The organism is Tritonibacter scottomollicae (assembly GCF_032924845.1).
Classification (GTDB): Bacteria; Pseudomonadota; Alphaproteobacteria; order Rhodobacterales; family Rhodobacteraceae; genus Epibacterium; species Epibacterium scottomollicae.
In genome coordinates this window covers 900,641-924,678 of sequence record NZ_CP136704.1, presented here as the reverse complement: position 1 = coordinate 924,678, position 24,038 = coordinate 900,641, and the positions used below count along the sequence as shown (strand labels likewise).

22 protein-coding genes are annotated in these 24,038 nt (G+C 60.3%); 7 read left to right on the top strand and 15 right to left on the bottom strand.

Annotation, left to right across the window (positions count from 1 at the left end; genetic code table 11):
- Positions 1–14: 14 nt before the first annotated feature.
- The 11 genes from lpxA to pyrH form a co-directional block, all read right to left on the bottom strand.
- Positions 15–800 (bottom strand): acyl-ACP--UDP-N-acetylglucosamine O-acyltransferase, encoded by a 786-nt coding sequence (gene lpxA, locus R1T40_RS04925; RefSeq protein ID WP_106164028.1) that lies wholly within the window; start codon positions 798–800, stop codon positions 15–17.
- Positions 800–1,282 carry a 3-hydroxyacyl-ACP dehydratase FabZ gene (fabZ, locus tag R1T40_RS04920; RefSeq protein WP_317386086.1) on the bottom strand — a complete coding sequence of 161 codons (483 nt, stop codon included), beginning with the start codon at positions 1,280–1,282 and terminating at the stop codon, positions 800–802. Before fabZ ends, lpxA begins: the two co-directional genes overlap by 1 nt.
- Before the next feature lie 63 nt (positions 1,283–1,345).
- The gene (locus tag R1T40_RS04915) at positions 1,346–1,927 is read right to left on the bottom strand and encodes an OmpH family outer membrane protein (protein ID WP_317386946.1); all 582 of its coding nucleotides are present in this window, start codon (positions 1,925–1,927) and stop codon (positions 1,346–1,348) included.
- 49 nt (positions 1,928–1,976) lie between these two features.
- On the bottom strand, positions 1,977–4,313 hold the full coding sequence (gene bamA / locus R1T40_RS04910; protein WP_317386085.1) for an outer membrane protein assembly factor BamA: 2,337 nt from the start codon (positions 4,311–4,313) through the stop codon (positions 1,977–1,979).
- 209 nt (positions 4,314–4,522) lie between these two features.
- Positions 4,523–4,651, bottom strand: a complete 129-nt coding sequence (locus R1T40_RS04905; protein ID WP_317386084.1) for a hypothetical protein — start codon at positions 4,649–4,651, stop codon at positions 4,523–4,525.
- A 145-nt stretch (positions 4,652–4,796) separates the two neighbouring features.
- Positions 4,797–6,149 (bottom strand): RIP metalloprotease RseP, encoded by a 1,353-nt coding sequence (rseP, locus tag R1T40_RS04900; protein WP_317386083.1) that lies wholly within the window; start codon positions 6,147–6,149, stop codon positions 4,797–4,799.
- Positions 6,150–6,153: 4 nt separating this feature from the next.
- Positions 6,154–7,326, bottom strand: a complete 1,173-nt coding sequence (dxr, locus tag R1T40_RS04895) for a 1-deoxy-D-xylulose-5-phosphate reductoisomerase (RefSeq protein WP_317386082.1) — start codon at positions 7,324–7,326, stop codon at positions 6,154–6,156.
- Positions 7,327–7,374: 48 nt separating this feature from the next.
- Positions 7,375–8,172, bottom strand: coding sequence for a phosphatidate cytidylyltransferase (locus tag R1T40_RS04890; RefSeq protein WP_317386081.1), 798 nt, complete (start codon positions 8,170–8,172; stop codon positions 7,375–7,377).
- Positions 8,169–8,939, bottom strand: coding sequence for an isoprenyl transferase (locus R1T40_RS04885; RefSeq protein ID WP_207796924.1), 771 nt, complete (start codon positions 8,937–8,939; stop codon positions 8,169–8,171). The genes R1T40_RS04890 and R1T40_RS04885 overlap by 4 nt, the downstream gene beginning before the upstream one ends.
- A gap of 9 nt (positions 8,940–8,948) precedes the next feature.
- Complete coding sequence (frr, locus tag R1T40_RS04880) at positions 8,949–9,512, bottom strand: ribosome recycling factor (RefSeq protein WP_106164021.1); 564 nt, start codon at positions 9,510–9,512, stop codon at positions 8,949–8,951.
- A gap of 176 nt (positions 9,513–9,688) precedes the next feature.
- On the bottom strand, positions 9,689–10,438 hold the full coding sequence (gene pyrH, locus R1T40_RS04875; RefSeq protein ID WP_106164020.1) for a UMP kinase: 750 nt from the start codon (positions 10,436–10,438) through the stop codon (positions 9,689–9,691).
- A gap of 142 nt (positions 10,439–10,580) precedes the next feature.
- Here pyrH and miaA point away from each other — a divergent pair, with 142 nt between their 5' ends.
- The 6 genes from miaA to R1T40_RS04845 all read left to right on the top strand — a co-directional run bounded on the left by miaA (position 10,581) and on the right by R1T40_RS04845 (position 19,171).
- On the top strand, positions 10,581–11,444 hold the full coding sequence (gene miaA / locus R1T40_RS04870; RefSeq protein WP_317386080.1) for a tRNA (adenosine(37)-N6)-dimethylallyltransferase MiaA: 864 nt from the start codon (positions 10,581–10,583) through the stop codon (positions 11,442–11,444).
- Between the two features lie 134 nt (positions 11,445–11,578).
- The gene (locus tag R1T40_RS04865; RefSeq protein WP_317386079.1) at positions 11,579–12,409 is read left to right on the top strand and encodes a helix-turn-helix transcriptional regulator; all 831 of its coding nucleotides are present in this window, start codon (positions 11,579–11,581) and stop codon (positions 12,407–12,409) included.
- 250 nt (positions 12,410–12,659) lie between these two features.
- Positions 12,660–14,324, top strand: a complete 1,665-nt coding sequence (locus tag R1T40_RS04860) for an ABC transporter substrate-binding protein (protein WP_106164017.1) — start codon at positions 12,660–12,662, stop codon at positions 14,322–14,324.
- Positions 14,325–14,483: 159 nt separating this feature from the next.
- Entirely contained in the window at positions 14,484–15,536 is a 1,053-nt protein-coding gene (locus tag R1T40_RS04855; protein WP_106164016.1) for an ABC transporter permease, read from the top strand.
- A 15-nt stretch (positions 15,537–15,551) separates the two neighbouring features.
- On the top strand, positions 15,552–16,988 hold the full coding sequence (locus R1T40_RS04850) for an ABC transporter permease (protein ID WP_317386078.1): 1,437 nt from the start codon (positions 15,552–15,554) through the stop codon (positions 16,986–16,988).
- 95 nt (positions 16,989–17,083) lie between these two features.
- A complete protein-coding gene (locus tag R1T40_RS04845) occupies positions 17,084–19,171 on the top strand; it encodes an ABC transporter ATP-binding protein (RefSeq protein WP_317386077.1) in 2,088 nt (695 codons plus the stop codon).
- A gap of 145 nt (positions 19,172–19,316) precedes the next feature.
- Here R1T40_RS04845 and R1T40_RS04840 read toward each other — a convergent pair whose 3' ends face one another.
- The 4 genes from R1T40_RS04840 to R1T40_RS04825 all read right to left on the bottom strand — a co-directional run bounded on the left by R1T40_RS04840 (position 19,317) and on the right by R1T40_RS04825 (position 23,247).
- Entirely contained in the window at positions 19,317–20,732 is a 1,416-nt protein-coding gene (locus R1T40_RS04840; RefSeq protein WP_317386076.1) for a tetratricopeptide repeat-containing sulfotransferase family protein, read from the bottom strand.
- Between the two features lie 128 nt (positions 20,733–20,860).
- On the bottom strand, positions 20,861–22,006 hold the full coding sequence (locus tag R1T40_RS04835) for a cytochrome-c peroxidase (RefSeq protein WP_317386075.1): 1,146 nt from the start codon (positions 22,004–22,006) through the stop codon (positions 20,861–20,863).
- Positions 22,007–22,157: 151 nt separating this feature from the next.
- Positions 22,158–22,532 (bottom strand): hypothetical protein, encoded by a 375-nt coding sequence (locus R1T40_RS04830; RefSeq protein ID WP_317386074.1) that lies wholly within the window; start codon positions 22,530–22,532, stop codon positions 22,158–22,160.
- A 139-nt stretch (positions 22,533–22,671) separates the two neighbouring features.
- Entirely contained in the window at positions 22,672–23,247 is a 576-nt protein-coding gene (locus R1T40_RS04825) for a lytic transglycosylase domain-containing protein (protein ID WP_106164011.1), read from the bottom strand.
- 258 nt (positions 23,248–23,505) lie between these two features.
- On the opposite strand from R1T40_RS04825, the gene ssb reads away from it, so the two are divergent.
- Positions 23,506–24,036 (top strand): single-stranded DNA-binding protein, encoded by a 531-nt coding sequence (ssb, locus tag R1T40_RS04820; protein WP_106164009.1) that lies wholly within the window; start codon positions 23,506–23,508, stop codon positions 24,034–24,036.
- Positions 24,037–24,038: the final 2 nt, after the last annotated feature.

Here is a 24,038-nt window from a genome sequence, read left to right as displayed (position 1 = left end):
GGTTGGTGCCTCTCTCAGCCGCCGGGGGTCAGGAAATGACGGTCGCTCTCACCGGTGATGAAGGCGACGATTTCCTGCACATATTCGCTGTCGTTCTCTTCGCCCAGGCGGCGGGCGCGCTCGGAGAAGGTGCCCTCGCCCTGCGCCAGCATCTGGAACGCGGCGCGCAGCGCGGTGATATCCGCCCGGTTGACGCCCCGGCGTTTCAGCCCCACAAGGTTCAGACCGTCCAGCTCGCCGCGCGAGGCCTGAACAAGCCCGTAGGGAATGACATCATTGGTCACCATGGTGACCGCGCCGATGATGGCGCCGCGTCCGATCCGCACAAATTGATGGATACCGGACAGACCGCCGATGATCACGTCGTCTTCAAGCACGCAATGGCCCGCCACCGCAGCGGAGTTCACCACGATCACCCGGTCGCCGACCTGCGCGTCATGGGCGATGTGACAGCCTGCCATGAACAGCCCGTCATCCCCGATCCGGGTCACGCCGCCGCCGCCATCGGTGCCGGCGTTCACGGTCACATGCTCGCGGAAGCGGTTCCGCTTGCCGATCACGGTGCGGCATTTCTCGCCCTTGAACTTCAAATCCTGCGGGATCTCACCCAACACCGAGAAGGAGAACACCACGGTGTCCTCGCCGATTTCGGTGTCGCCGGTGATCACCACATGGGACTTCAGAACCACGCGGTCGCCCAGTACCACCTCAGCGCCGACGATGCAGAAGGGGCCGATTTCACAGCCTTCGCCGACAGTGGCACCATCCTCGATAATGGCGCTGGGGTGGATAGTGGTCATCAGCCGTCCTTTCCGTCGCGGTCAACCATGGCGGTGAACTCGGCTTCGGCAGCCAGCTCACCCTCGACGGTCGCCCGACCCGAGAATTTGAAGATCTTGCCGCCGGGCTTGCCGCGCAGGGTTTCCACGTGCATTTCCAGCACATCACCGGGTACAACCTTGCGGCGGAATTTGCATTTGTCGATGTTCATGAAATAGATCAGCATATCGCTGCCGATCAGATCCATCCCCACGCCCAGCATCACACCGGAGGTCTGTGCCATCGCCTCGACGATGGTGACACCTGGCATAATCGGCGTTCCCGGGAAGTGGCCCTGGAAATGCGGTTCGTTCATCGTGACGTTCTTGATGCCGCGCGCTGACTGATACCCGTCGATATCGACAACCTTGTCCACCAGCAGGAACGGATAGCGATGCGGCAGGATCTGTTGGATCAGGCCGATGTCGGCGCTCTTGAGGTCGGGATTTGCGTCAGCACTCATGGGTCAGCTTCCATTGGTTTTTTCAGATATTTGTCCTAGCAAGCCTGCCCGAACGGGGCAAGCTTAGGGCGGGTTGGCCCCGGTGGCCTCCGCGTCGTCCCCTTCGCCAAGGATAGCGTCGACACGCGCGATCGCCAGGTCTGTCACGTCGATGGCCTCCGCGCTGAGCAGCACACTGGATTGCTCCAGAATGGCCGCTGCGCCGGTTTCCGTCATGATCTGTTCCAGAATGGGGATAGAGGTTTCGCGGAATTCACGTCGTGCCTCTTCGCGCGACGTCGTGATCTCCAGAAACTTGGCCTCCTGGGTCCGACGGGTCTCCTGCACCTTCTCATCAAAGGCTTTCGCCAACGCACGAAAGGCATCAGGGTCGGTGGTGGACCGGCGTTCTGTCAGGTCCAGTTCTTCGGCGCGCAGTTCGGCTTCAATCCGGCGGTTTTCGGCCATCAGCACCGCGCTTTGACCTTCCATCTCACGCGCGATGCGCTGGCCATACGCACTTTCGGAGAACAACCGATCAGAGTGGATGGTCAACAACAAACTGCTTGGAATGCCGAGGTTCTGTTCCGGAGAAAAGCCACCAAGTCCAATGCCGGGCGTCAAACTCTGCGCCGATGCCCCGACGGAAAAGGACAGCCCGGCCATAAGCCCGGCTGCCCAGAACATTCGAACTACGAGGGTCCGTCGCAAGGTGTCAGAACCGTGCCTGAATGGTCAGGTCGAAATTCCGCTCTTTGTCGAACTCTTCCTTGGACAGCGCCTTGGAGAAGTTGAACCGGAGCGGACCCAGACCAGTTGTCCACAACAGCGAGAACCCGACCACATGACGGAACGATCCACCGCGCCCAACGACATTGCTACCGGCTGCGGCGTTCGAGTCATCCAGCCCCCAGAGGTTGCCAACGTCATAGAACAGACCACCACGGATCCCAAGCTCTTCAGGCAGACCCAAGGGGAACTCTGCATCGAATCGTGCAACAGCGTAGAGGTTGCCCCCAAGCGCATCGTCATAGCTTCCAGACATATCCCGAGGGCCAATCCCGCCCGGCTCAAAGCCACGCAGCGTGTCCGATGACAGCAGGAAACGGTCGATGGTCCGGCTCTTGTTGTCGCCAAGCCAACCGAGATATCCGGTCTCAACGGTGGCACGCAGGGTGATTTCTTCGTTGAACACCAATTTCTGCGCGACAATCTTGCTGGTCGCACGGATATACTCGTTATCCCCGCCGAGGCCGGCATAGTCGAGGCCACTTTCGATCAAGAAGCCCGCTGTCGGGTTCAACCCGGTGCGGCGGCTATCATAGGTAAACGTCGCACCGATAGAGCTGGTGGTGCGTTTGCCTTCAGCGATGTCAGCTCGCAGCACCGGACCCGCCCGATCATTGCCGTTGCTATCGAGGCCACGCGATTTCATCTCGTCGAGGTCAAGCGCATAGCGCAGCTGCAGCGACGTCGTATCACTGGCATCAAAGGTAATCGAGGGGCGGAAGATCACAGAGGATGTGTCGTATTCCGAGTAGCTGGATTCCGTTTCGCTCAGACCCAGATCAATGGCGAATTGCAGATCCCGGCCCAAAAGCTTCGGCTCTACAAACCGCAACTTATACTCTTCGGTATCCTGCGCTGTGGAAATATTGAATGACAGCTGCTGACCGCGACCAAGGAAGTTGTTTTCGGAAATCCCGATCGCGACCCCGATACCATCATCCACCGAGTAGGACCCGCCCAGCGTGAACGACCCGGTAGGCTGCTCTTCAACGTCGACATCCACGATGACATCATTCGGTGTGCTGCCTTGCCGCACGTCCACTTCGGATTGAGCAAAGAACCCAAGCGCGCGGATGCGCTCCGCACTGTTGCGGATCTCACGTTGATTGAGCGGATCGCCCTCGACGATTTTGAACTGACGACGGATCACCCGGTCAAGCGTGGTTGTATTGCCCTCAATGTCGATGCGTTCAACAAAGATCCGTGGGCCTCGCACCATCGCGAACTCCACATCCAGCGTCAGGTCGCGGTCATTGCGGGTGACGCGCGGCTCGACCCGCAGGAAGTCGATCCCTTGGCGCACGGCCAATTGCTCCAGCGTTTCGATGGCATTCTCGATCACCAGAGGAGAGTATGTCACCCCACGCTTCAGGCGCAGCTGGCTGCGATAGACATCCGGATCGGCATTGGCAAACTCGCTGGTCACGGTGATGTCGCCGAACTCGAACTTTTGCCCTTCGGTCACGTCCACAACGAGGAAGGCCGCATCGCGTTCCTTCGTCACCTCAGCGTTGACGCTGTTGACCTGGAAATCGACATAACCACGCGACCGGTAGAAATCGGTCAGCACCTGACGGTCAAACTGGATCCGGTCTTCGATCAGCGTGTCGCGGTTGATCAGAGCACGCAGGAATGTCGCCTGCTTGGTCTCCAGAACCCGACGCAAACGCCGGTCGGAGAAGGCGCGGTTGCCCACCAAGGAGACGCGCTCCACCTCGACGGTATCGCCTTCGGAAATCTCGAACACCAGGTCGACGCGGTTGTCGTTCCGGCGGATGATGCGCGGCGTCACTCTGGAGGCCAAACGCCCCTGAGCGCGGTACAGGTCAGCGATCGCTCCGGCGTCCCGCTCTGCCTGATCGGCGCTGAACACACGACGCGGCGAGGATTCAATCACCTCGGACAGCGCATCGTCTTTCAGGCGCTTGTTGCCTTCGAAATTGATCCGGCTGATGGTCGGATATTCCACCACCTTGATAACCAGGGTGTTGCCGCGGGGGACAAGCTCCACCGCCTCGAACAGACCACTGTCAAACACGCCTCGATAGGCATCATTCAAGGCACCGGCGCTGACCGTTTCGCCGCGACCAAGGCCCGTATAGGCAACGATGGTCGAGCTTTGTATTCGCTGGTTGCCTTCGACACGAACATTCGTGAACCGATAGTCCTGAGCCTGCAGGGACATTGGCGCCAAGCCAATCCCGAAGGCAAGTACCGCGGAAAGTGCGGTGGACCCGAGAAAACCTTTATTAGAAACGGACATTTCACTCTCCCGGCGCGCATCACGGGCAGATGCCGCGTTTTTCCCCCAGATCATCAGTTTAAACCCAATTATTATAGCAGCTTGAAAAGTGCGTACCGGGTTTACACGCGGTTGTCAAAAACAAGAAAAGCAGCGGGGCGACGACCGCTGCTTTTCTCACACAAGGAGGCCATGTAAGCCCCGGAAAATATGTCGCGTTTCCTACCGTCTCAAAAAACAGAGGCGATCCACGTTCCAACCGCCATCGCAGCGGTGATGGCCCCGATAAACAAGACCCGGTCTGCATTGAGGCGGGCCAACAGGCCAAGCCCGGCACAGGACTGCTGTAGCGTTTGCATGATTGCTCCCCATCGCTCAATCCTCCGACCCGCGGGCCGGAATCACTCACTCACGGTCCAATGATAGTTCGGATTTGTGGCAAGATCGGGGCAGCAAAGGGGCAGATGCGCCATGCAAAGCCCCTATGCCTGATCATTTGCGCGCTCAGCAGAACAGCAGATCGTTGCTGACGGAGAACAACATCAACCCAAGGATCATGGTCAGCCCGATCATCATCAGAACCTGCATGGCCCGGTCATTGGGCGTGCGGCCCGTGATGGCCTCATAGGCGAAGAACACCAGATGTCCGCCGTCTAGCACCGGCACCGGAAACAGGTTCAAGAGGCCAATCCCCGTAGACAGTGCCGCGATGAGCCAGATGAAGTTCACCGCCCCTTGGCTCGCCAACGTGCCCGACATCTCGGCGATGGCAACCGGGCCGGAGAGGTTGCAGGTGCTGATCTGACCAGTGATCATATGCTTCAACCCGGACAGAGATTGCTCGATCATGCGCCAGACCTGAGCCGCCCCCTGCCCGACCGCCAACCAAGGCGACACGGATTCGCGGGCCGGTTCAAACGCCAGCCCGCCGGCAATGCCGATACGCCAATTGGTCTGAAAACCACCGTCTGCCGTTGGCTCGTCCGTGCGGCGCGGGCTAAGGATCAGCTCCCGCGTCTCACCTGCGTTCCAGACCGTGAGAGACAGCGGTGCGCCTTCCCCCTCCTCGACCCGTTCCTTCAGTTGAGAGAACGCGAAGATTTCCCCGTCATCCACGGCGACAATAACGTCGCCTTCGCGCAGACCTGCATCAGATGCGGCACTGCGTGGGGCCACACCGGTCACGATGCTCGGCATCAGATAAGGGCCGCGCGCCACCATCTCGTTGCCATCACGCGCCACGCGATAATCCAGTATCTTTTCAACCGGCACGCTGCCCTCAAACGCGCGCCATGCCACACCGTCCGAAAAATCCGGCGTCTCGATACCAGCCACCGCCAGGATTTCGTCTCCGGGCTCAAGCGTATAGCCCTCTACCGAAAGATCCTTGATCGACCCGACGGCCAGCGGTTCCTGCATCTGACCTCGGCTGAGGTTCACGCCGGTAAAGATGACAATCGCCAGAATGAAGTTAAAGATCGGCCCTGCCGCCACTGTCGCAGCCCGCGCCCAGAGCGGGGCACCATGCATGGTCTTGCGCAGCAATTCCGGATCGGTCTCGGCTGCGGAAATCGCCCCCGCATCCTTGCCCGAGGCGGCATCCGCATCCCCGAGGAACTTCACAAACCCGCCAAGTGGGAACGCGGCCAACTGCCAGCGGGTGCCACGTTTGTCGACACGGCTGGCCAGCACCGGACCAAAGCCAAGTGAGAACACCTCCGGATGGATGCCGCACCAACGCCCGACGATGTAATGGCCATATTCGTGCACGGCCACAATGATCGAAAGCACCACGACGAAACTGCCGACCGTGTAGAGGAACCCGCCCAGTTGCGAGACCAGAGATACTGCGTCCAAAACTCTATCCTGTTCGTTGCGTCACAACCTGATCCACCGCATCACGCGACAAACCATCAACTCGGGTGACGTTTTCAAGTGTCATTGAGGCGTCAATAAGACCCGGCTCGGCCTCCAGCGACGCCAATACCTGCTCAGTTATGTCGGCCATGTCCAGAAAGCCAATGTGACCCGCGATAAAGTGATCAAGCGCGCGTTCTTTGGCGCCATTGAAGGCCGCACCGCACAGACCACCGCGCCGCATCACCTCCTGCGCCAGACGCAGCGCCGGATACCGCGCCAGATCCGGCGCGCGAAACTCCAGCTGGCCGATGGAGGCCAGATCCAGCCGGGCCACGGGAAGCGCGCGGCGCTCAGGCCAATGCAGCGCATACCCGATGGCATGCCGCATGTCGGGGGCACCAAGATGGCTCATTAAGGCGCCATCTCGGAAACCGACCAGCGCATGCACCAGTGATTGCGGATGCACCAGCACCTCGATCTGCTCAGGTGCCACGCCAAAGAACTCTCGCGTTTCAATGACTTCCAGCGCCTTGTTGAACATGGATGCACTGTCCACGGTGATCCGCTGCCCCATGTCCCAATTGGGGTGGGACGACGCCTGCGCTAAAGTCGCGGTCCTCAAATCTGCAAGCGGCCAGTCTCGGAATGCGCCACCGGAAGCGGTGATGATGATCCGCTCGACCTCGTCGATCCGCTCGCCGACAAGCGCCTGAAACACTGCGGAATGCTCGCTGTCGACGGGAAGGATACGGGCACCGTGCGCTTCTGCGGTTTTCATCAACAGCCGTCCGGCGCACACCAGTGATTCCTTGTTGGCGAGCGCCAGCGTGCTGCCCTGTTCCAGCGCCCGTAGCCCCGGTGCAAGCCCCGCCGCCCCGACGATCGCCGACATGATCCAGTCGGCGGGACGGCTTGCGGCCTCCACCAGCGCATCTGCGCCGGCCGCCGCTTCGACATCACTGCCTGCAAGCGCTGCGCGCAGCTCTGGCAACCGGTGGTCGTGCGCGGTAATGGCAACTTCGGCGCGTAGCTCAATAGCATCGCGCGCAAGCTGCGCAATATTGTGCCCGCCGCTCAGTGCCACGATGTCATAGGCCTCGGGATCACGTCGGATCAGATCAATGGTGTTCTGCCCGATGGAGCCGGTTGCCCCGAAAATAGATATTTTTCGCATCAGAAACTCGTTTTTCATCCGTCCAACGCGCTGGACGCGATCAGGGGGTCACCCCCAGGTGATGGCGATCAGGAAACACAGGGCGCCCGCGCCCAGCATACCGTCAAAGCGGTCAAACACGCCGCCATGCCCCGGAATGAGCTGACTGGAGTTTTTGACGTTCAAACGTCGCTTCAGCGCGCTTTCGGCGATATCGCCGGCCTGGCTCGCCATGGCAACAAGGGCGGAGATCCAGGTGAGGTTTGCAGGCAGTCCCGCCAGAAGCGCAAACAGCAGCCCGACCACCGCAGCAGCGGCCCAGCCCCCCGCTGTACCGGACCATGTTTTCTTAGGGCTGACGGCAGGCCAGAACTTGCGCCCGCCAAAATGCTTGCCAACGAAGTATCCCGCAACATCCGTCGCAACCACCACGCAGATGAGCCAGAAGGTCCAGCTGACACCGTAAGCCTCTCGCAGCCAGATCAGGCCAAACCCGCCAAACAGCACCCACCCTGCCATTGTCAGAAAGGACCGACGCTGGCGTTCGAGTATCCAGGCGCCAAACACCAGCGGAAAGGCCAGGACAAGAGGCGTCACCACAAGCGGCAGAAAGGAGGACACGAACACTGTCAGCGCGGCAACCGCCCCGCAACCGATGGCGGAGAGCGACAGGTCAGCGTCGTACATCCGCAGCATTTCCCAGAACACTGCCCCAACAGCAACAGAGACGAAGACCGCAAAGGCCACGCCACCAAAATGGATGGATGCGCCCCCCAAGCCAAGCAACACTATGGCAGAGAGCGTGCGTGCGCCGAGATCGGACCAGCGCCCCGCCTTGGGACCTGGCGAAGAGCCATGAGCACTCATGTCTTGACCGCGCCGAACCGACGGTCCCGACGGCCATAGCTGCTGCACAACCGCCCCAGTTCCTCGGCAGTGAAATCGGGCCAGAGCGTATCGATGAACTCATACTCGGCATAGGCAGACTGCCACAGCAGGAAATTCGAGATCCGCGCCTCGCCCGAGGTCCGGATCACCAAATCGGGGTCCGGCAGTACATGGGTGTCAAGGTAGCGCGGCAGGGTTTCCTGATCCACGCTTTCGGGATCCAGCTTGCCGCTCGCCACATCCTGTGCCAGCCTTTTGGTGGCGCGGGCGACCTCGTCGCGTCCACCGTAGTTCAGGGCGATGGTCAGATGCGTGCCATCGTTGCCCGCCGTCTCTCGTTCCAGCGCATCCATCAGCTGGATCAGCTTGGCATCGAGTTTGACCCGGTCACCAATAAACCGCACCCTGACATTCTTGGCGGCCAGCGCTTTCATCTCCTTGGAGATATAGCGGCGAAACAGGCTCATGAGGCCCGCGACCTCCACCTGTGTGCGTTTCCAGTTCTCGGTCGAGAAGGCAAATATCGTCAGGTACTTGACGCCAAGGCCCGGGCAGCACTCGACCACCTCGCGCACCCGTCGGGCGCCTGCGTGGTGGCCGAACAACCGTGGCCGCCCGCGCATCTGCGCCCAACGGCCATTGCCGTCCATGATGATCGCCACATGCCTCGGGCCGCCACCGGAGCCCGGTGACGCTGTGTCTGTTCCGGCCTTGGCCGGGGCTCCGCGGTTCGTCCCGAGTGACATAATGGCTGATCAGACCTGCATGATTTCGGCTTGTTTGGTTTCCAACGCGTCGTCGATGACCTTGATCATCTTGTCGGTCAGTTCCTGCACCTCGGCCTCCCAGAACTTCTGGTCATCCTCGGACATACCGTCGGCTTTGGCTTTCTTGATCTGGTCCATGCCGTCGCGGCGCACGTTGCGGATCGACACACGGGCGTGTTCGGTATACTGGCCCGCCACCTTGGTCAGTTCACGGCGACGTTCCTCGTTCAGCTCCGGAATCGGCAGCATGATGATGGTGCCATTGAGCTGCGGATTGATGCCAAGCCCGCTTTCGCGGATCGCTTTTTCCACCTTGTTGACCAGGCCCTTGTCCCAGACGTTGATGGTGACCATGCGAGGCTCCGGCACGTTCACGGTGCCCACCTGGTTGATCGGTGTCATCGAGCCATAGGCATCCACCATCACCGGTTCCAGCATGGAACCAGAGGCGCGCCCGGTCCGCAAAGATGCAAATTCGGTTTTCAGGTTGGCCAGGGCACCGTCCATGCGGCGCTTCAGATCGTCGGTGTCGAGTTCGAAGTTTTCAGACATGCTGCTCTCCCCTTGCTTGAGGCGGTCTTGAGGACGGCTATTACGCCATCATATGTGTATTGTATAGCGATCTCAGTGGGTAAATACCCGCGAAACCGGCAGTTGAACGCAATTTTGCAGGCAGAACGCGCATCGCAACACCGACCCGCGCCCTGTCCCAAAGCCCCTCACGCGGTTCAGCCGTGAACCTTGGTATAGGTGCCTTCTCCGGCCAGAACGCCGCGAAACCCGCCCGGTTCATCAAGGCTAAAGACGATCAGCGGCAGGCTGTTGTCCCGCGCCAGTGCGATTGCCGAGGCATCCATGACCTTGAGCCGTTTGGCGAGCACATCATCATAGCTGATGCTGTCGTAGCGTTTGGCTTCAGGGTTGGTCTTGGGGTCCATGTCGTAGACACCATCAACACCGTTCTTGCCCATGAAGATGGCTTCGCAGTTCATCTCGTTGGCACGCAGCGTCGCGGCGGTGTCGGTGGTGAAATAGGGATTGCCCGTGCCTGCGGCAAAGATGCAGACCCGCTTTTTCTCCAGGTGGCGCACGGCACGGCGGCGAATGTAGGGTTCTGCAACCTCATCCATCCGAATGGCCGAGATGACACGGGTGAAGACACCTTCATCCTCCAGCGCCGACTGCATCCCCAGCGCGTTCATCACGGTGGCCAGCATTCCCATGTAGTCTGCAGTGGTACGCTCCATCCCCTGCGCCGACCCAGACAGGCCGCGGAAGATGTTGCCGCCGCCGATGACCATGCAGATCTCGACGCCGAGATCATGCACGGACTTCACTTCCTGGGCGATTCTGCGCACGGTTGGCGGATGCAGGCCGAAACCCTGCGTCCCCATGAGGGCCTCGCCGGAAATCTTCAACATCACACGGTTATAGCCTGCGGCCGTCGAGACGTCCGGTTGATCTGAGCTCTGGGGCATGTTGCGCTCCGCAATATGTCGGGGTTAAATCTCGCGGCAAAATGAAGCAAAAGCGGCCAAGGATCAATCCGAACGGCCGGATTATTGCCGATCCGGCCTCAGGCGGCCCTGCCCCGAACCAATTCTGTAGCGGAAGACATTGATGGACCTAGATAAAATCTCCAGCGAATTACCTGTGCTGATTGCCGGTCCCACCGCATCGGGCAAATCCGCACTGGCGCTTGAGATCGCCGAACGGGATGGCGGGGTGATCATCAATGCGGATGCCAGTCAGATCTACGACTGTTGGCGCGTGGTGACCGCACGCCCGTCGCCGGCGGACGAATCCCGGGCGCCGCACATGCTATATGGCCATCTGGCCTATGATGCTCCCTACTCTGCCGGACATTGGCTCCGTGAGGTGGCCCCGCTCCTAACGGGTCCCAAGCGCCCCATTATCGTCGGGGGGACCGGTCTTTACTTTCTCGCGCTGACCGAAGGACTGGCGGAGATCCCCGCCACCCCACCGCAGATCCGCACCGAAGGGGATCGCCTCAGCCTTGAGGACCTGAGCAAGGACCTGGACCCGAGGACCGCTGACCGCATCGACATGCAAAACCGCGCCCGTGTGCAGCGGGCTTGGGAAGTGTTGCGGGCCACGGGCCGTCCTCTCGCCGACTGGCAGGATGATACGCCGCCGCCCCTGCTGCCGCGTACCGCCTGCACCGGACTGGTGATGGAGACCGACAAGGAGTGGCTCGAAGCACGCATCCGTCGCCGTTTTGCCCAGATGCTCGATCAGGGGGCGCTGGATGAAGCGCGCGCGATGCTGGAGCGCTACGATCCGGCGCTTCCCTCCTGCAAGGCGATCGGCGTGCCGGAGCTGATGGCCTATCTGTCTGGCACGCTCAGCCTGTCGGAGGCCGAGGAGCAGGCCTCGATCGCCACCCGGCAATACGCCAAACGGCAGCGCAGTTGGTTTCGGTCACGAATGTCGAAATGGGCAAAAATCACCCCTGAATTGTAAAAACGGGTCTAAAATCCCACAAAACGGACGGCCACCGCCGGAATGCCGGTAAACCTTGCAATAAAATTGATCGAATCATCGGCGCGAGTCACTGTCGTCTGATCAGCTACGCAAAAAGTACAGTCAGCTCCGCCATGCCTTTTGACCCAAACGCCTCTGGACCACTGGACGTCAGCCCTCTGCTACGGCTTCTGTCCGGCGGCGCATGGCAGATCGAACTGGCGCATGAGCGCGACTGCCACCTGCTGGTGTGGGTCACACGCGGTCAGGGGCGTGCATTGCTGGATGGACACTGTCGCGGTTTCGGATCGCACACGGTGCTTTGTATACCCGCTCGCACCTTGTTCTCTCTCGAAATTGGTCGTCAGAGCTTTGGTCAGGTGTTGCGCATCGACGAGACCATGCCCTGCGGGTTGCCCGAAACGCCAATGCAGATCCGCATAAATGACATGCAAGAGCAAGCGCGCCTTACTGCGTTTTTCGACGCGATGCTGCGCGAACAGCAGCTTGATGACGATCATGCCGCACGCGCGATTTGCAGCTACGCAGATCTTGTCGGCATCCAGCTGCAGCGGCTCTGGGCGAAGGCGCCCGAAAACAACAGGGCGCATGCTGCACGTCGTCTGTGCCGAGCGTTCTGCGCCCGGCTGGCTCAGGATGCCGAAGGGGCCTTCAACATGGCCGGACATGCGGCCGAGCTTGACGTGACGCCAACGCATCTGACCCGCGTCTGCCGACAGGAAACCGGCAAGACCGCTGCGGCGCTGTTGACGGAACGCCAATTGCACGCCGCACGTAGTTTGCTGATCCGGACCACATTGCCAATGCGCGACATTGCACAGAGTTTGGGCTTTGGGAGCGCTGCATATTTCACGCGCTTCATCACTCAGCACACCGGCGAAACGCCAAGCGCCCTGCGCAAGCTTGCGCGGAAGGACCCCGGCCCTCAGGCCATGCGTCACTGAAATCTCGCCGCTTAACCCGCGTGCTGTACAGTCCTGTCGATTTCACAAAAACGACGTAGAAAATGTCGCATTTTTGCTCTTGAGTGCCGATACTGTGCATTGACCTCATGGCTCAACTGATGCCGTATAGAGGGGTTGGAGAAACATTGTGACAATTCAAACACCTCAGCACGACACAGCATTGCCGGCGCATGGGGGCCACACTCGCGCGGACGCCCGCCCAACACATGTCTAGAACAGGGAGACATCGATGACCACCACCACACTCAAGAGCTCGACCACCCATTGGGCGGCAGAGATGCACGCGCAGGAACTTAAGTCTGGCAAGCTGTCCCGGCGTGAATTCCTGACCCGTGCCACCGCTCTGGGCGTCTCGGCTGTAGCCGCATATGGGATGATCGGCCTGACCGCCCCGGCGCGCGCTGCGGGCGACATGCAGGAAGGCGGCACCATCCGGGTGCAGATGAACGTCCGCGGCCTGAAGGATCCGCGCACCTATGACTGGTCCGAAATCGGCAACGAGAGCCGCGGCACGCTGGAATATCTGGTCGAGTACAACAACGACGGCTCTTTCACCCCGATGCTGTTGGAAAGCTGGGAAGTCAACGACAGCGCCGATGAATACACCCTGAATGTCCGCAAGGGCGTGAAGTGGAACAACGGCGATGACTTCACCGCCGAGGACGTCGCGCGCAACATCGCCGGATGGTGCGATAAGGGCATGGAAGGCAACTCCATGGCCGGTCGTTTCGGCACCCTGATCGACCCCGACACCAACCAAGCGATCGAGGGCGCAATCGAGGTGGTCGACAGCCACACCGTGAAGCTGAAGCTGCCGAACTCCGACATCTCGATCATTCCGGGCATGGCGGACTACCCGGCGGCGATCACCCATGCCAGCTTTAGCGCGGATGATGCACAGAACGCGGTCGGCACCGGCCCCTATCTGATCTCCGAACTCGAGGTCGGCGTAAAATGCACCCTGACCCGCAACGAGGATCACACCTGGTGGGGCGAAGAGGTCTTTGGTCGTCCCGCATTGGACAGCATCGAATACATCGACTTCGGCACCGACCCGTCCTCTTGGCTCTCCGCGCTGGAAGCGGAAGAAGTGGACATGCTCTACGAATCCGTTGGTGAATTCATCGACGTGATGGACTCGCTGGGTTTTGTGAAGTCCGAAGTTGTGACCATGTCCACCATCGTGATCCGTCCCAACCAGCTGGCCGAGATCGATGGCAAGAAGCCCTATGCCGATCAGCGCGTGCGCAAGGCCTTGCAGATGGCGATCGACAATGATGTCTGCCTGGAACTGGGCTATGGCAACCGCGGTGTTGTCGCCGAACACCACCATGTCGGCCCGGCGCACCCAGAATATGCTGAACTGCCCAAGCAGGAAGTCGATGTCGAAGGCGCCCGCGCCCTGATGGAAGAAGCCGGCATGATGGATTTCGAGCACGAGATCATCTCCATCGACGACGACTGGCGCAAGAACACCACCGACGCCGTGGCCGCGCAGCTGCGCGACGCGGGTTTCAAGGTGAAGCGCACTGTTCTGCCCGGCTCCACCTTCTGGAACGACTGGACCAAGTATCCGTTCAGCTCCACCAACTGGAACCACCGTCCGCTTGGCGTGCAGATCTGGGCTCTGGCCTACCGCTCCGGCGAGGCCTGGAACGAGTTCGGCTGGGCCAACGAAGAGTTCGACGCGCTTCTGGCCGATGCGTTGGCGATTGCCGATGTCGACAAGCGTCGCGAAGTCGTCGCCAAGGCCGAAAAGTTGATCCAGGACGAAGGCGTGACCATTCAGCCTTACTGGAAATCGCTGTTCCGCCACATGCGCGAAGGCGTCACCGGTGCGGACATGCACATCTCCTACGAGCATCACCACTACAAATGGGGCTGGGCGGCCTGATCTCTGATCGGCCACATCCTCTTGGCTTGCCCCCGACCTCTGTGCCGGGGGCGGCCAGCTATCAACGATAAGACCAAACAATAAGACGGCCCCCCGATCCGGAAGACCCAGTTCCGGCACGCATCAGGGCCAGCTGACCGCCAGTCTGCAGGGGATCAAATGGGACTATTCATATTACGTCGTTCAGGCGTGATGATCATTACGGCGTTGTGCCTGACGTTCATCGTGTTCTTTCTGACAAATCTCTATCCAAACCTTGAAAAGCTCGCCAAGACCGAAGGCAACTTCCGCATGTCGGACGAGGCCGTCGCAAGCTGGCTGGAGAAAAATGGCTATGCGCAACCTGTTGTCGTGAAGTACGGCCAATGGCTTGGCGTCATGCCCGGATGGACCCGCACAGCTGACGGTGAGGTCACCGGACGATGTATTGATGGCACCGCAACACCGGACGAGGCCGCCACCGCACCACGTTATTGTGGCATCATCCAGGGTGACTGGGGGTATTCCACTCGTTTCAAGACAGGTGTCGGTGACATCATCGAAACCAGGCTCGGCAACACTGGTTACCTGATGATGTGGGTGCTGATCCTGATGGTTCCCTCGGCGCTGATCATTGGCGTTCTTGCGGGCATGCGCGAAGGCTCTGCCACTGACCGGTCGCTGTCGACGCTCTCGATCATGACCACCGCAACGCCGGAATATGTCTCCGGGGTGATTTTCATCGCGGTCTTTGCCTCCTCCACCGTGGGGCTGAAATGGTTCAAGGGCACCGCAACGGCGGCGATGGAGAATCCCACGTTCGAGAACTTCTTCCTGCCGGTGCTGACAATCGCGCTCTACGGCATGGGCTACATCGCGCGGATGACCCGGGCCTCGATGACCGAGGTGATGACAGCCCAATACATCCGCACCGCACGGCTGAAGGGCGTGAGCTTTCCCAACATCGTTCTGAAACACGCCCTGCGCAATGCGCTGATCGCCCCCTTCACCGTCATTATGCTGCAATTTCCCTGGCTGCTGAACGGCGTGGTGATTGTGGAAAGCCTGTTTAACTACAAGGGCTTTGGCTGGGCGCTGGTCGAGGCCGCAAGCAACAATGACATCGAGCTGCTGCTCGCCGTCTCTGTTGTTTCCGTCGTGGTGGTTCTGCTGACGCAGCTGATTTCCGATATCGGCTATGTGTTCCTGAACCCACGTATTCGTATCTCATAAGGCAGGAGGCATTTCATGGATCCCTTGACCTGGACTGGCGCTCTTGCCTTCCTGAACCCGATCTACCAGATCACGCTAGTGCTGCTGGTCGCAGCGCTGGCAATCTGGATCATCACATCCGTCATCAGTGCCGGCACCCGGCAGGTGGCCAACGCCGATGGCTCCTTCACCCTCGCGGGCAATCCGCAAGCGATGGCGAACCTCGGCGTCAAACTTACCTTTCTGGTGGTCGCCATCCTGTCCCTTGCCTATTTGCTGTTCGGACTGATCCTGGGCACAAGCGCGGGGATCGTCGGTGCCATGTCGCGGCAGATGCTGCCCACATGGACTGCGCTGGTGGTGCTTTTCGCCCTTTCGATCACCTTCAAGCGGCGGCTTGGCCTTTATGGCAAACTCTTCGACAGCCCCATCGGGATGATCGGCTTTGGACTGGTGATGTTCTGGGTGTTCACCGGCATCTTTGGCGCCATGGACCTGATCGCCACCCATGATCCGCTGGGACAGGCCTCGGGTATGAAGAACAAGGTGCCCGGCACGCCCCTGCGCGGAGCCGAAGAAGGCGAATATGCCTGGTACCTGCTCGGCGGCGACAACCTGGCACGCGACGTGTTCTCTCGCATGGTCAAGGGCGCCTGGGAGGTGCTGAAATACGCCCCGCTCGCCACGCTTTTTGCCTTCATGGTAGGGATCACACTCGGTCTGCCGGCGGGCTATTACGGCGGTCGCCTCGACACGCTGCTGTCTTTTCTCGCCAACCTCATCCTCGCATTCCCGGTGATCCTGCTGTTCTACCTGCTGGTGACACCCGAGATCGTGGCAACGGGGTTGCCGCAGTTCATGGCCGTGGTGCTCTTTGCCTTCCCGATGGTGTTCTGCGGCGTGCTGATCCACTCGCGGTTCCGCACCCAGCCCGGCAAGGATTACATGTGGCTGGCGATCGTACTGGTACCGATCTTCCTGCTGTACATGTCGTTGATCAATGAAAATGGCAGCAAGATCGACTTCTGGCCGCTCGACTTCTTTGACATTCCCGGCGGTGTGCTGGTGGTGTTTGTCTCGGTGGTCTTCGTGAACTCGCCCACCGTGTTCCGGATTGTCCGGGGGCTCGCCATGGACATCAAGACACGCGACTATGTAGCGGCCGCGCAGACCCGCGGCGAGCGCGCCTGGTACATCATGTTGTGGGAGATCCTGCCCAACGTGCGCGGCCCGCTGATCGTCGATTTCTGCCTGCGCATCGGCTACACCACGATCCTGTTGGGTACGCTCGGCTTTTTCGGCCTCGGCCTGCCGCCGGAAAGCCCGGACTGGGGGTCGACCATCAATGATGGGCGCAAGCTGTTGTCGATCTACCTGCATCCGGCCCTGCCGCCCGCCGTGGCGCTGATGAGCCTGGTGCTGGGGCTGAACCTGCTGGCCGATGGACTGCGCGAAGAAAGCCTCAAGGACTGAGACAATCATAGCCGGGGGCGCTGCCCCCGGACCCCGAGATATATTGGGCCAAAAGAAGCACGTGAGACTTCGACCGGCCCACCAGGGAGACCAAGATGAGCAAACTTGCAGAGTATGACGGTCCGATCCTCGAGATTGACAAGCTGTCGATCTCCTTCTTCACCCGCCTGCGTGAAATTCCCGCCGTGATGGATTTCTCTGTCGCCGTGCAACCCGGAGAGGCGGTGGGTCTGGTCGGCGAATCCGGCTGCGGCAAATCCACCGTAGCGCTGGGCGTGATGCAGGATCTGGGCAAGAACGGACGCGTGGTTGGTGGCTCGATCAAGTTCAAGGGCCGTGATCTGTCGGAGATGAGTACGGAAGAGCTGCGCGACGTGCGGGGCAATGAGATCGCGATGATCTACCAGGAGCCCATGGCCTCCCTGAACCCGGCGATGAAGATCGGCAAACAGCTGATGGAAGTGCCGATGATCCACGAAGGCCTGAGCGAGAAAGACGCCCATGCCCGGGCGCTTGAGGTCGTGACAGATGTGAAATTGCCTGACCCCAAGCGGATGCTGAACTCCTATCCGCATCAGCTCTCGGGTGGTCAGCAGCAACGTATCGTCATCGCCATGGCCTTGATGTCGAAACCGTCGTTGCTGATCCTCGACGAGCCGACCACAGCGCTTGACGTGACCGTGGAGGCCTCCGTGGTCGAACTGGTCAAGGATCTGGGCAAGAAATACGGCACATCGATGCTGTTCATCTCGCATAACCTCGGCCTGGTGCTGGAGACCTGCGACCGGATTTGCGTGATGTATTCCGGCGAGGCGGTGGAGCGTGGCTCGATCGAGGATGTGTTCGATGACATGCGTCACCCCTACACGCAGGCGCTGTTCCGCTCGATCCCGCTGCCCGGTGCCGACAAGAACGCGCGCCCCTTGGTGGCTATTCCCGGCAATTTCCCCCTGCCCCATGAACGCCCCACAGGCTGCAACTTCGGTCCACGCTGCGATTACTTCGAGGCCGGGCGCTGTGATGCAGGTGACATTCTGATGGAGCCGGTACCCGACAACGAACGCCACCACACCCGCTGTCTGAAGTTTCAGGAAATCGACTGGAACGCCCCCATCGACGTGGGTGAACAAAAGGCCAAGACCGAGCCGGGCCGGGTCGTTCTGAAGATGGACAACCTCAAGAAATACTACGAGGTGGCCGCCAACGCGCTGTTTGGTGGTGGTGCCAAGAAAGTGGTCAAGGCCAATGAGACCCTGAGCTTTGAGGCCCGCGAATCCGAGACCCTTGCCATCGTCGGCGAGTCAGGCTGTGGCAAATCAACGTTCGCCAAGGTGCTGATGGGGCTGGAGACGGCCACCGAAGGCGAGATCCTGTTGGACAATCACAACATCGAACAGATCCCGATCCAGAACCGTGATGCCAGCACCATTGCCGACGTGCAGATGGTGTTCCAGAACCCGTTTGACACGCTGAATCCGTCGATGAGCGTCGGCCGTCAGATCATTCGGGCGCTGGAGATCTTTGGCATCGGCGACAGCGATGGCGCGCGCAAACAGCGCATGCTTGAACTGCTGGATCTGGTAAAACTGCCCCGCGCCTTTGCAGATCGCATGCCGCGGCAGCTGTCTGGCGGTCAGAAACAGCGGGTGGGCATCGCCCGCGCCTTTGCCGGTGGCGCACGCATCGTGGTGGCGGATGAGCCCGTCTCGGCGCTCGATGTGTCCGTGCAGGCGGCGGTGACCGATCTGCTGATGGAAATCCAGCGCAATGAGAAGACCACACTCTTGTTCATTTCCCATGATCTGTCGATCGTGCGCTACCTGTCGGACCGGGTGATGGTGATGTACCTCGGCCATGTGGTCGAGCTGGGCGATACCGATCAGGTATTCTCGCCCCCCTATCATCCCTATACCGAAGCCTTGCTGTCGGCGGTTCCGATTGCCGACACCTCGATCGAGAAAACGCATATCGTGCTGGAGGGGGACATTCCTTCGGCTATGGACCCGCCGTCAGGTTGTCCGTTCCAGACTCGTTGTCGCTGGAAGTCTCAGGTTCCGAACGGGCTCTGTGACAAGGAGGTGCCGCCGATCCGCACGCTGGCGGGCGGGCATCAGATCAAATGTCACCTCAGCGACGATATCCTCGAGAGCATGGAGCCCGTCATCAAGATTGCAGCCGAATAATGTCTCGAACGCCGCGGCGACGCGGCGCAGGCAACTGAGATTCGAAACAAAAGGCCTCACCCAGATCGGGTGAGGCCTTTCGATATGGCCGATCCGCATCGGATCATGCGCGGGGATTCTTCCGCCACGCATGGTCCTGAGCCGTTCAGCGCAGGGTTGCGTCAAAGCTTTCCCAAGCTTCAACCCAACGTTCACCGCCGAGCGCATCGAGCACAGGCTGAAGGTGCTCCTCATAGGCGTGCCATTGACCTTGCGTATCCGGCGACAGTTCTTCCTGACCAAGCTTTTTGCCAATGGTATCAAGGTCACAGAGCGCGACAGGCGACAGGCACGCTTCCTTGAAATCAAGACCTGCATGTTCCAGCAGCGTGCTGATCTGCGCTTTCGAGTCCTCGACCAGCGCGGCGTAGGACTGCATGCGCATCGCATCACCAAGCGTTGCCGCATAGTTGGTGGCAGACGCATAAACCGTCCGCATCACATTGGCGATCCACTCCGGACGCGAGGCCAGCGCGTTGCCGTTCAGCACGTTCGAGGCGATATTGGCCAGTGCCGTATCCATCGGATGACGCGACATGAAGATGAACTTTGCCTCCGGGAACAGGAACTGTGCCAGCGCAAACTCAAGACAGCCCAGCGGATGCGCATCCACTATCGTCTTGCCACCGGCAACCTGACCACCCAGAGCACGCTCCAGGTAATACTGGCGGAAGATGTCGATTTCTTCTGCGCTCAGCTGGTCCATCCAGTCCCAGTAGTTGCACGGGCGGTTCGTTTTCGCCAGATGCATGCGAATGGCACCATGGGTGCGCGACATCGCAGAGTTCTCGCCAACGCTGAACACGCCCGGGTGCTTTGCCAGGATACGCTCTACCAGACCGGTGCCGGCCATCGGCATACCGCCAACAAAGACGAATTTCGGCAGCATCGAGCCATCCTCAGAGGGCGGGCGCGGCTCGAACATTTGCTCCTGTTCGGCGACCATTTCGTCAAAGATCGCCGGTGCAAACGGACCTGCCACTTCCTGACGGGCCGACTGGAACAGCGTGAACGCAACGTCCGCCTCGCCAGAGGCATGCGCGATCTGGGCCAGCGCGTTATGGATCAGGGCACGGTGGTTGCTGTCCAGATCGTCACGTTCGGACAGCGCCAGCATTCTCTGTGCATAAAGGCTGTCGACAGAGAAAGTCTCAATCCCATTGAGGGCCGTCAGAGCGGGCACCGAATTGGGGTTGCGTTTGAGGACCTCCTCAAAGGCCTGCGTCGCGCCCGACAGGTCTCCCTTGCTTTGGAGCATGAGGCCCAGCTTGCCCCAGGCCGCCGCATCCTCGGGGTAGCTTTCGACCACATGGCGCATGACCTTGATCGCATTGTCATAGTCGCGCATCTCGAAAAAGCAGTCTGCGGTACGTTCCAGCAGGCCAAGATCCAGCTCACCAGATTGTACAAAGGGCAGCATCACGCTGAGAGAGCGCGCAAATTTGCCCGTGGCCATAAGGCCGTCGACGGTTGCGAATGCCTCGGTCAAGGCATCGGGAGTGTGGCTGTTTTCTACCAGCATGTGTTGTTCGCCCTTCTGTAACGATGGGCTGAATGTGCGTCAGAGAAGTGAATCAGCGGTAAAGCACTTGGTTCGAATTTGTGGCTTTTTCTTGGAATTTAACGCGGCACTGCCACATAGGCTGCCGATCAGTCTTCGAGCAGTGGCTCGTAGCGTGCATCAGTCAGCGTCTCGAGGAAGGCAACAAGCGCATCTATCCGACGGTCATCCAATGCGGGCCCATGGGTCAGCTCTTCGGTCGACAGGGTTTCGGGCACCGGTGTTGCCCCCCAGCGGGCTCCGGTTTCCGGATTGGTTTGCGCGGCCTCCGCCTTGCTGTTGTACTTATTATAGAACGCAACGACGGTCCGCAGATCCTGAAACACCCCATTGTGCATATATGGACCGGTCACTGCGACATTGCGCAGGGTCGGTGTCTTGAACTTGCCGCGCTGCGCCGGATCGTCGACCAGCGGATTGTCCAGCAATCCATTGTCTACCCAATCCGCGTCTACGCCGTTTTCCTCACGGCCCGGCAGGTTCGCCGGCACGCCGATATTGTGATACTTGAAGTCCGTAAACGGCTCGGCCGGGTCGATGGCGCTACGGCGCAGCTGGTGGCATTGATTGCAATTGGTGAATTGCTGCGAAAAGAACAACAGCCGCCCCAGCTCTTCGGTCTGGGTCAGCTCGACCTCGCCGCGCAGATAGCGGTCATACTTGCTGTCAAAGGGCTGGAACGCTTCGCTGCTCTCAAACGCGGCGAGCGCTTCCGTCAGGGCCTCAAACCCCGCATCGACATCGGTGGCGATATCCACGTCATAAAGGGCGCGGAAAGCGGTCACATAGTCCTCATGCTCGGCCAGCCGGGCAATGGCATCCGCTTCACGCGCCAGCCCCAGCTCGATCGGGTTCAGAATTGGCCCCCCGGCCTGCGCCGCGAGATCCGACGCACGCCCGTCCCAGAACTGGCCACCGACCCATTCGCCGTCAGCGTTCTGATGAAAGGCAGGCGACAGGATCGCATAGGCCGCCGTGGGGGCGTGGCGCGCACCGAGCGACAGGCCATCATCGCCGCGCGAAAACGCCCCCTCCGCGTCACGACGCGGGTCAGCAAAACCCGCATTGGGCTCGTGGCAGCTGGCACAGGACTGGGTGCGGTTCAGCGACAAGTCGGTTTCGAAGAACAAGGCCTCGCCAAGCGCTTCTGGCGTGGCATAGGGCTGCGCCGCCACCGGGGCGGTGGCAAGAAGCAGACAGGCCGCAGGACGGACGACAAAGCGCGAAACCATCATTGATATTCTCCGGGTTCTTCACCCACCGCCTAGCGCAGTCACCACGCAATTTCCAGATGCAGAAAGGACGCAGCCCTGTTCTGGACCACGCCCTTTCCTCTCTCCCACAGTCCCACCCGCGGGTATTCTTCTTGCAGCAGATCGCTGATCGTCAGACCAGGAAAACCACCAGCAAGGTCAACAGGTTGATTGAGCCAAATTGCAGAATCTCTGGCCGTGTTCTGGCCCGCCATGCGCCCCAGAACGCCACCGTCAGTGTTCCGGCAAACCCAGCCAGTGCCAATGCGGCGATCACGGCGCCAATCGTCCCGGTGCCCGGCCCCCACGGCGCAGTCTCCAGGGCGATCCCCTTCAGCAACACGCCGATCAGGGCGCCACAGGCCACACCCCAAAGCGTCGGCCCGATCTCGCGCCGCATCCCGCGGCCGTGGTAGTCTAGGATCTGATCCACCAGCTCAGGACGGGGCTGTGCGCCGGGTTCCCAGCCCATGCGCGCCACCTGTCCTTCAAACGTCTTCCCACTCACTTTTACGTCCCTCCGTGTTGAGAGAGAAATTCACGTCTGATTAAGGCAGATTAATGACCCGTTAACGAAGGTGGCGGGGCAAATGGTTAACGGCGGCTGGAAGTCGCCGCTGGCAGTGGCCGAACCGGCGGAAACCGGCTCAACTGCCGAGAATCTTGCGCACGTAGTTCTGAGTTTCCTTGTAGGGCGGCACCCCGCCATGCCGTTTCACCGCGTCGGGACCGGCATTATAGGCCGCAAGTGCCAGTCGCCAGGACCCGAACTTGCGATATTGCTGCGCCAGATAGCGCGCACCGCCGCGCAAATTCTCCGCCGGAATCAGCGGATCGACCCCAAGCAGCCGCGCGGTCTGCGGCATCAGCTGCGCAAGACCCAGAGCGCCCTTGTGAGATTCGGCCCCCGGGTTCCAGTTGCTCTCCTGCTGTACCAGACGCAGGAACAAATCTTCCGGAACACCGTGATCACGTGCGGCGCTGCGGGCCACTTCAAGGTATTCGCCACGGTAGCTGCCGCTGTAGATTGGCAGCACATCATCCTTCAGGCTGTCGGGCTTCAACCGCTCCGAACCACGGTACTGGCTGGCGCCACGGGTATCGAGGAAGTTGGTCTGCGCCGCAAACATCTTGCGCTTGGTCTTGCTCTTGAACAGATCAGCGGCCACCGCTTGCGTGGCGAAGACGGACAGGATCAGGGCAGCAGTCGAAATGCGTCGCATGGGATGTTTCGAGAACTCGTTAATTTTTGCTGTGAGCAATATAGCCAACTTTTGGCCAAATGGAAGATATCCACATCTTACTGCCCTGTCAGGCGCAATTTGCAGGCGCTCCGGGCGCTCCAGACGCGCTCCTGCCCTTTCATCGCGCGAATAGGGTCGTTACTCTTGCCGGCAGGCAACGGACGGGATTCGACTTCCCGTTCAGGCGACCCGTCGCAATCGCTCTTGAACAGATAAGAAACAAAGGACAGGACCCTCATGGCTGGATCCCTGAACAAAGTAATGCTCATCGGCAATCTTGGCCGCGATCCGGAAGTGCGCAGCTTCCAGAATGGCGGCAAGGTGTGCAACCTCCGCATCGCGACCTCGGAGACCTGGAAAGACCGCAACACCGGCGAGCGCCGCGAAAAGACCGAATGGCACTCTGTTGCCATTTTCAGCGAAGGCCTCGTGCGCGTGTGTGAGCAATATCTGCGCAAGGGCTCCAAAGTCTTCGTGGAAGGCCAGCTGCAAACCCGCAAGTGGCAGGACCAGAACGGCCAGGACCGCTATTCGACCGAGATTGTTCTGCAGGGCATCGGCGGCACGCTGACCATGCTCGACGGTCGCGGTGAAGGCGGCGGCGGTGGTGGTGGCGGCAGCTTTGGCGGCGGTGGCGGCGGCCAGGGCGGCGGCGACTATGGTGGCGGCGGTGGCGGCTACGGTGGTGGCGGCAACCAGGGCGGCGGCTTTGGCGGCGGTCAGGGTGGCCCCTCGCAAAACATCGACGACGACGAAATCCCATTCTGAGG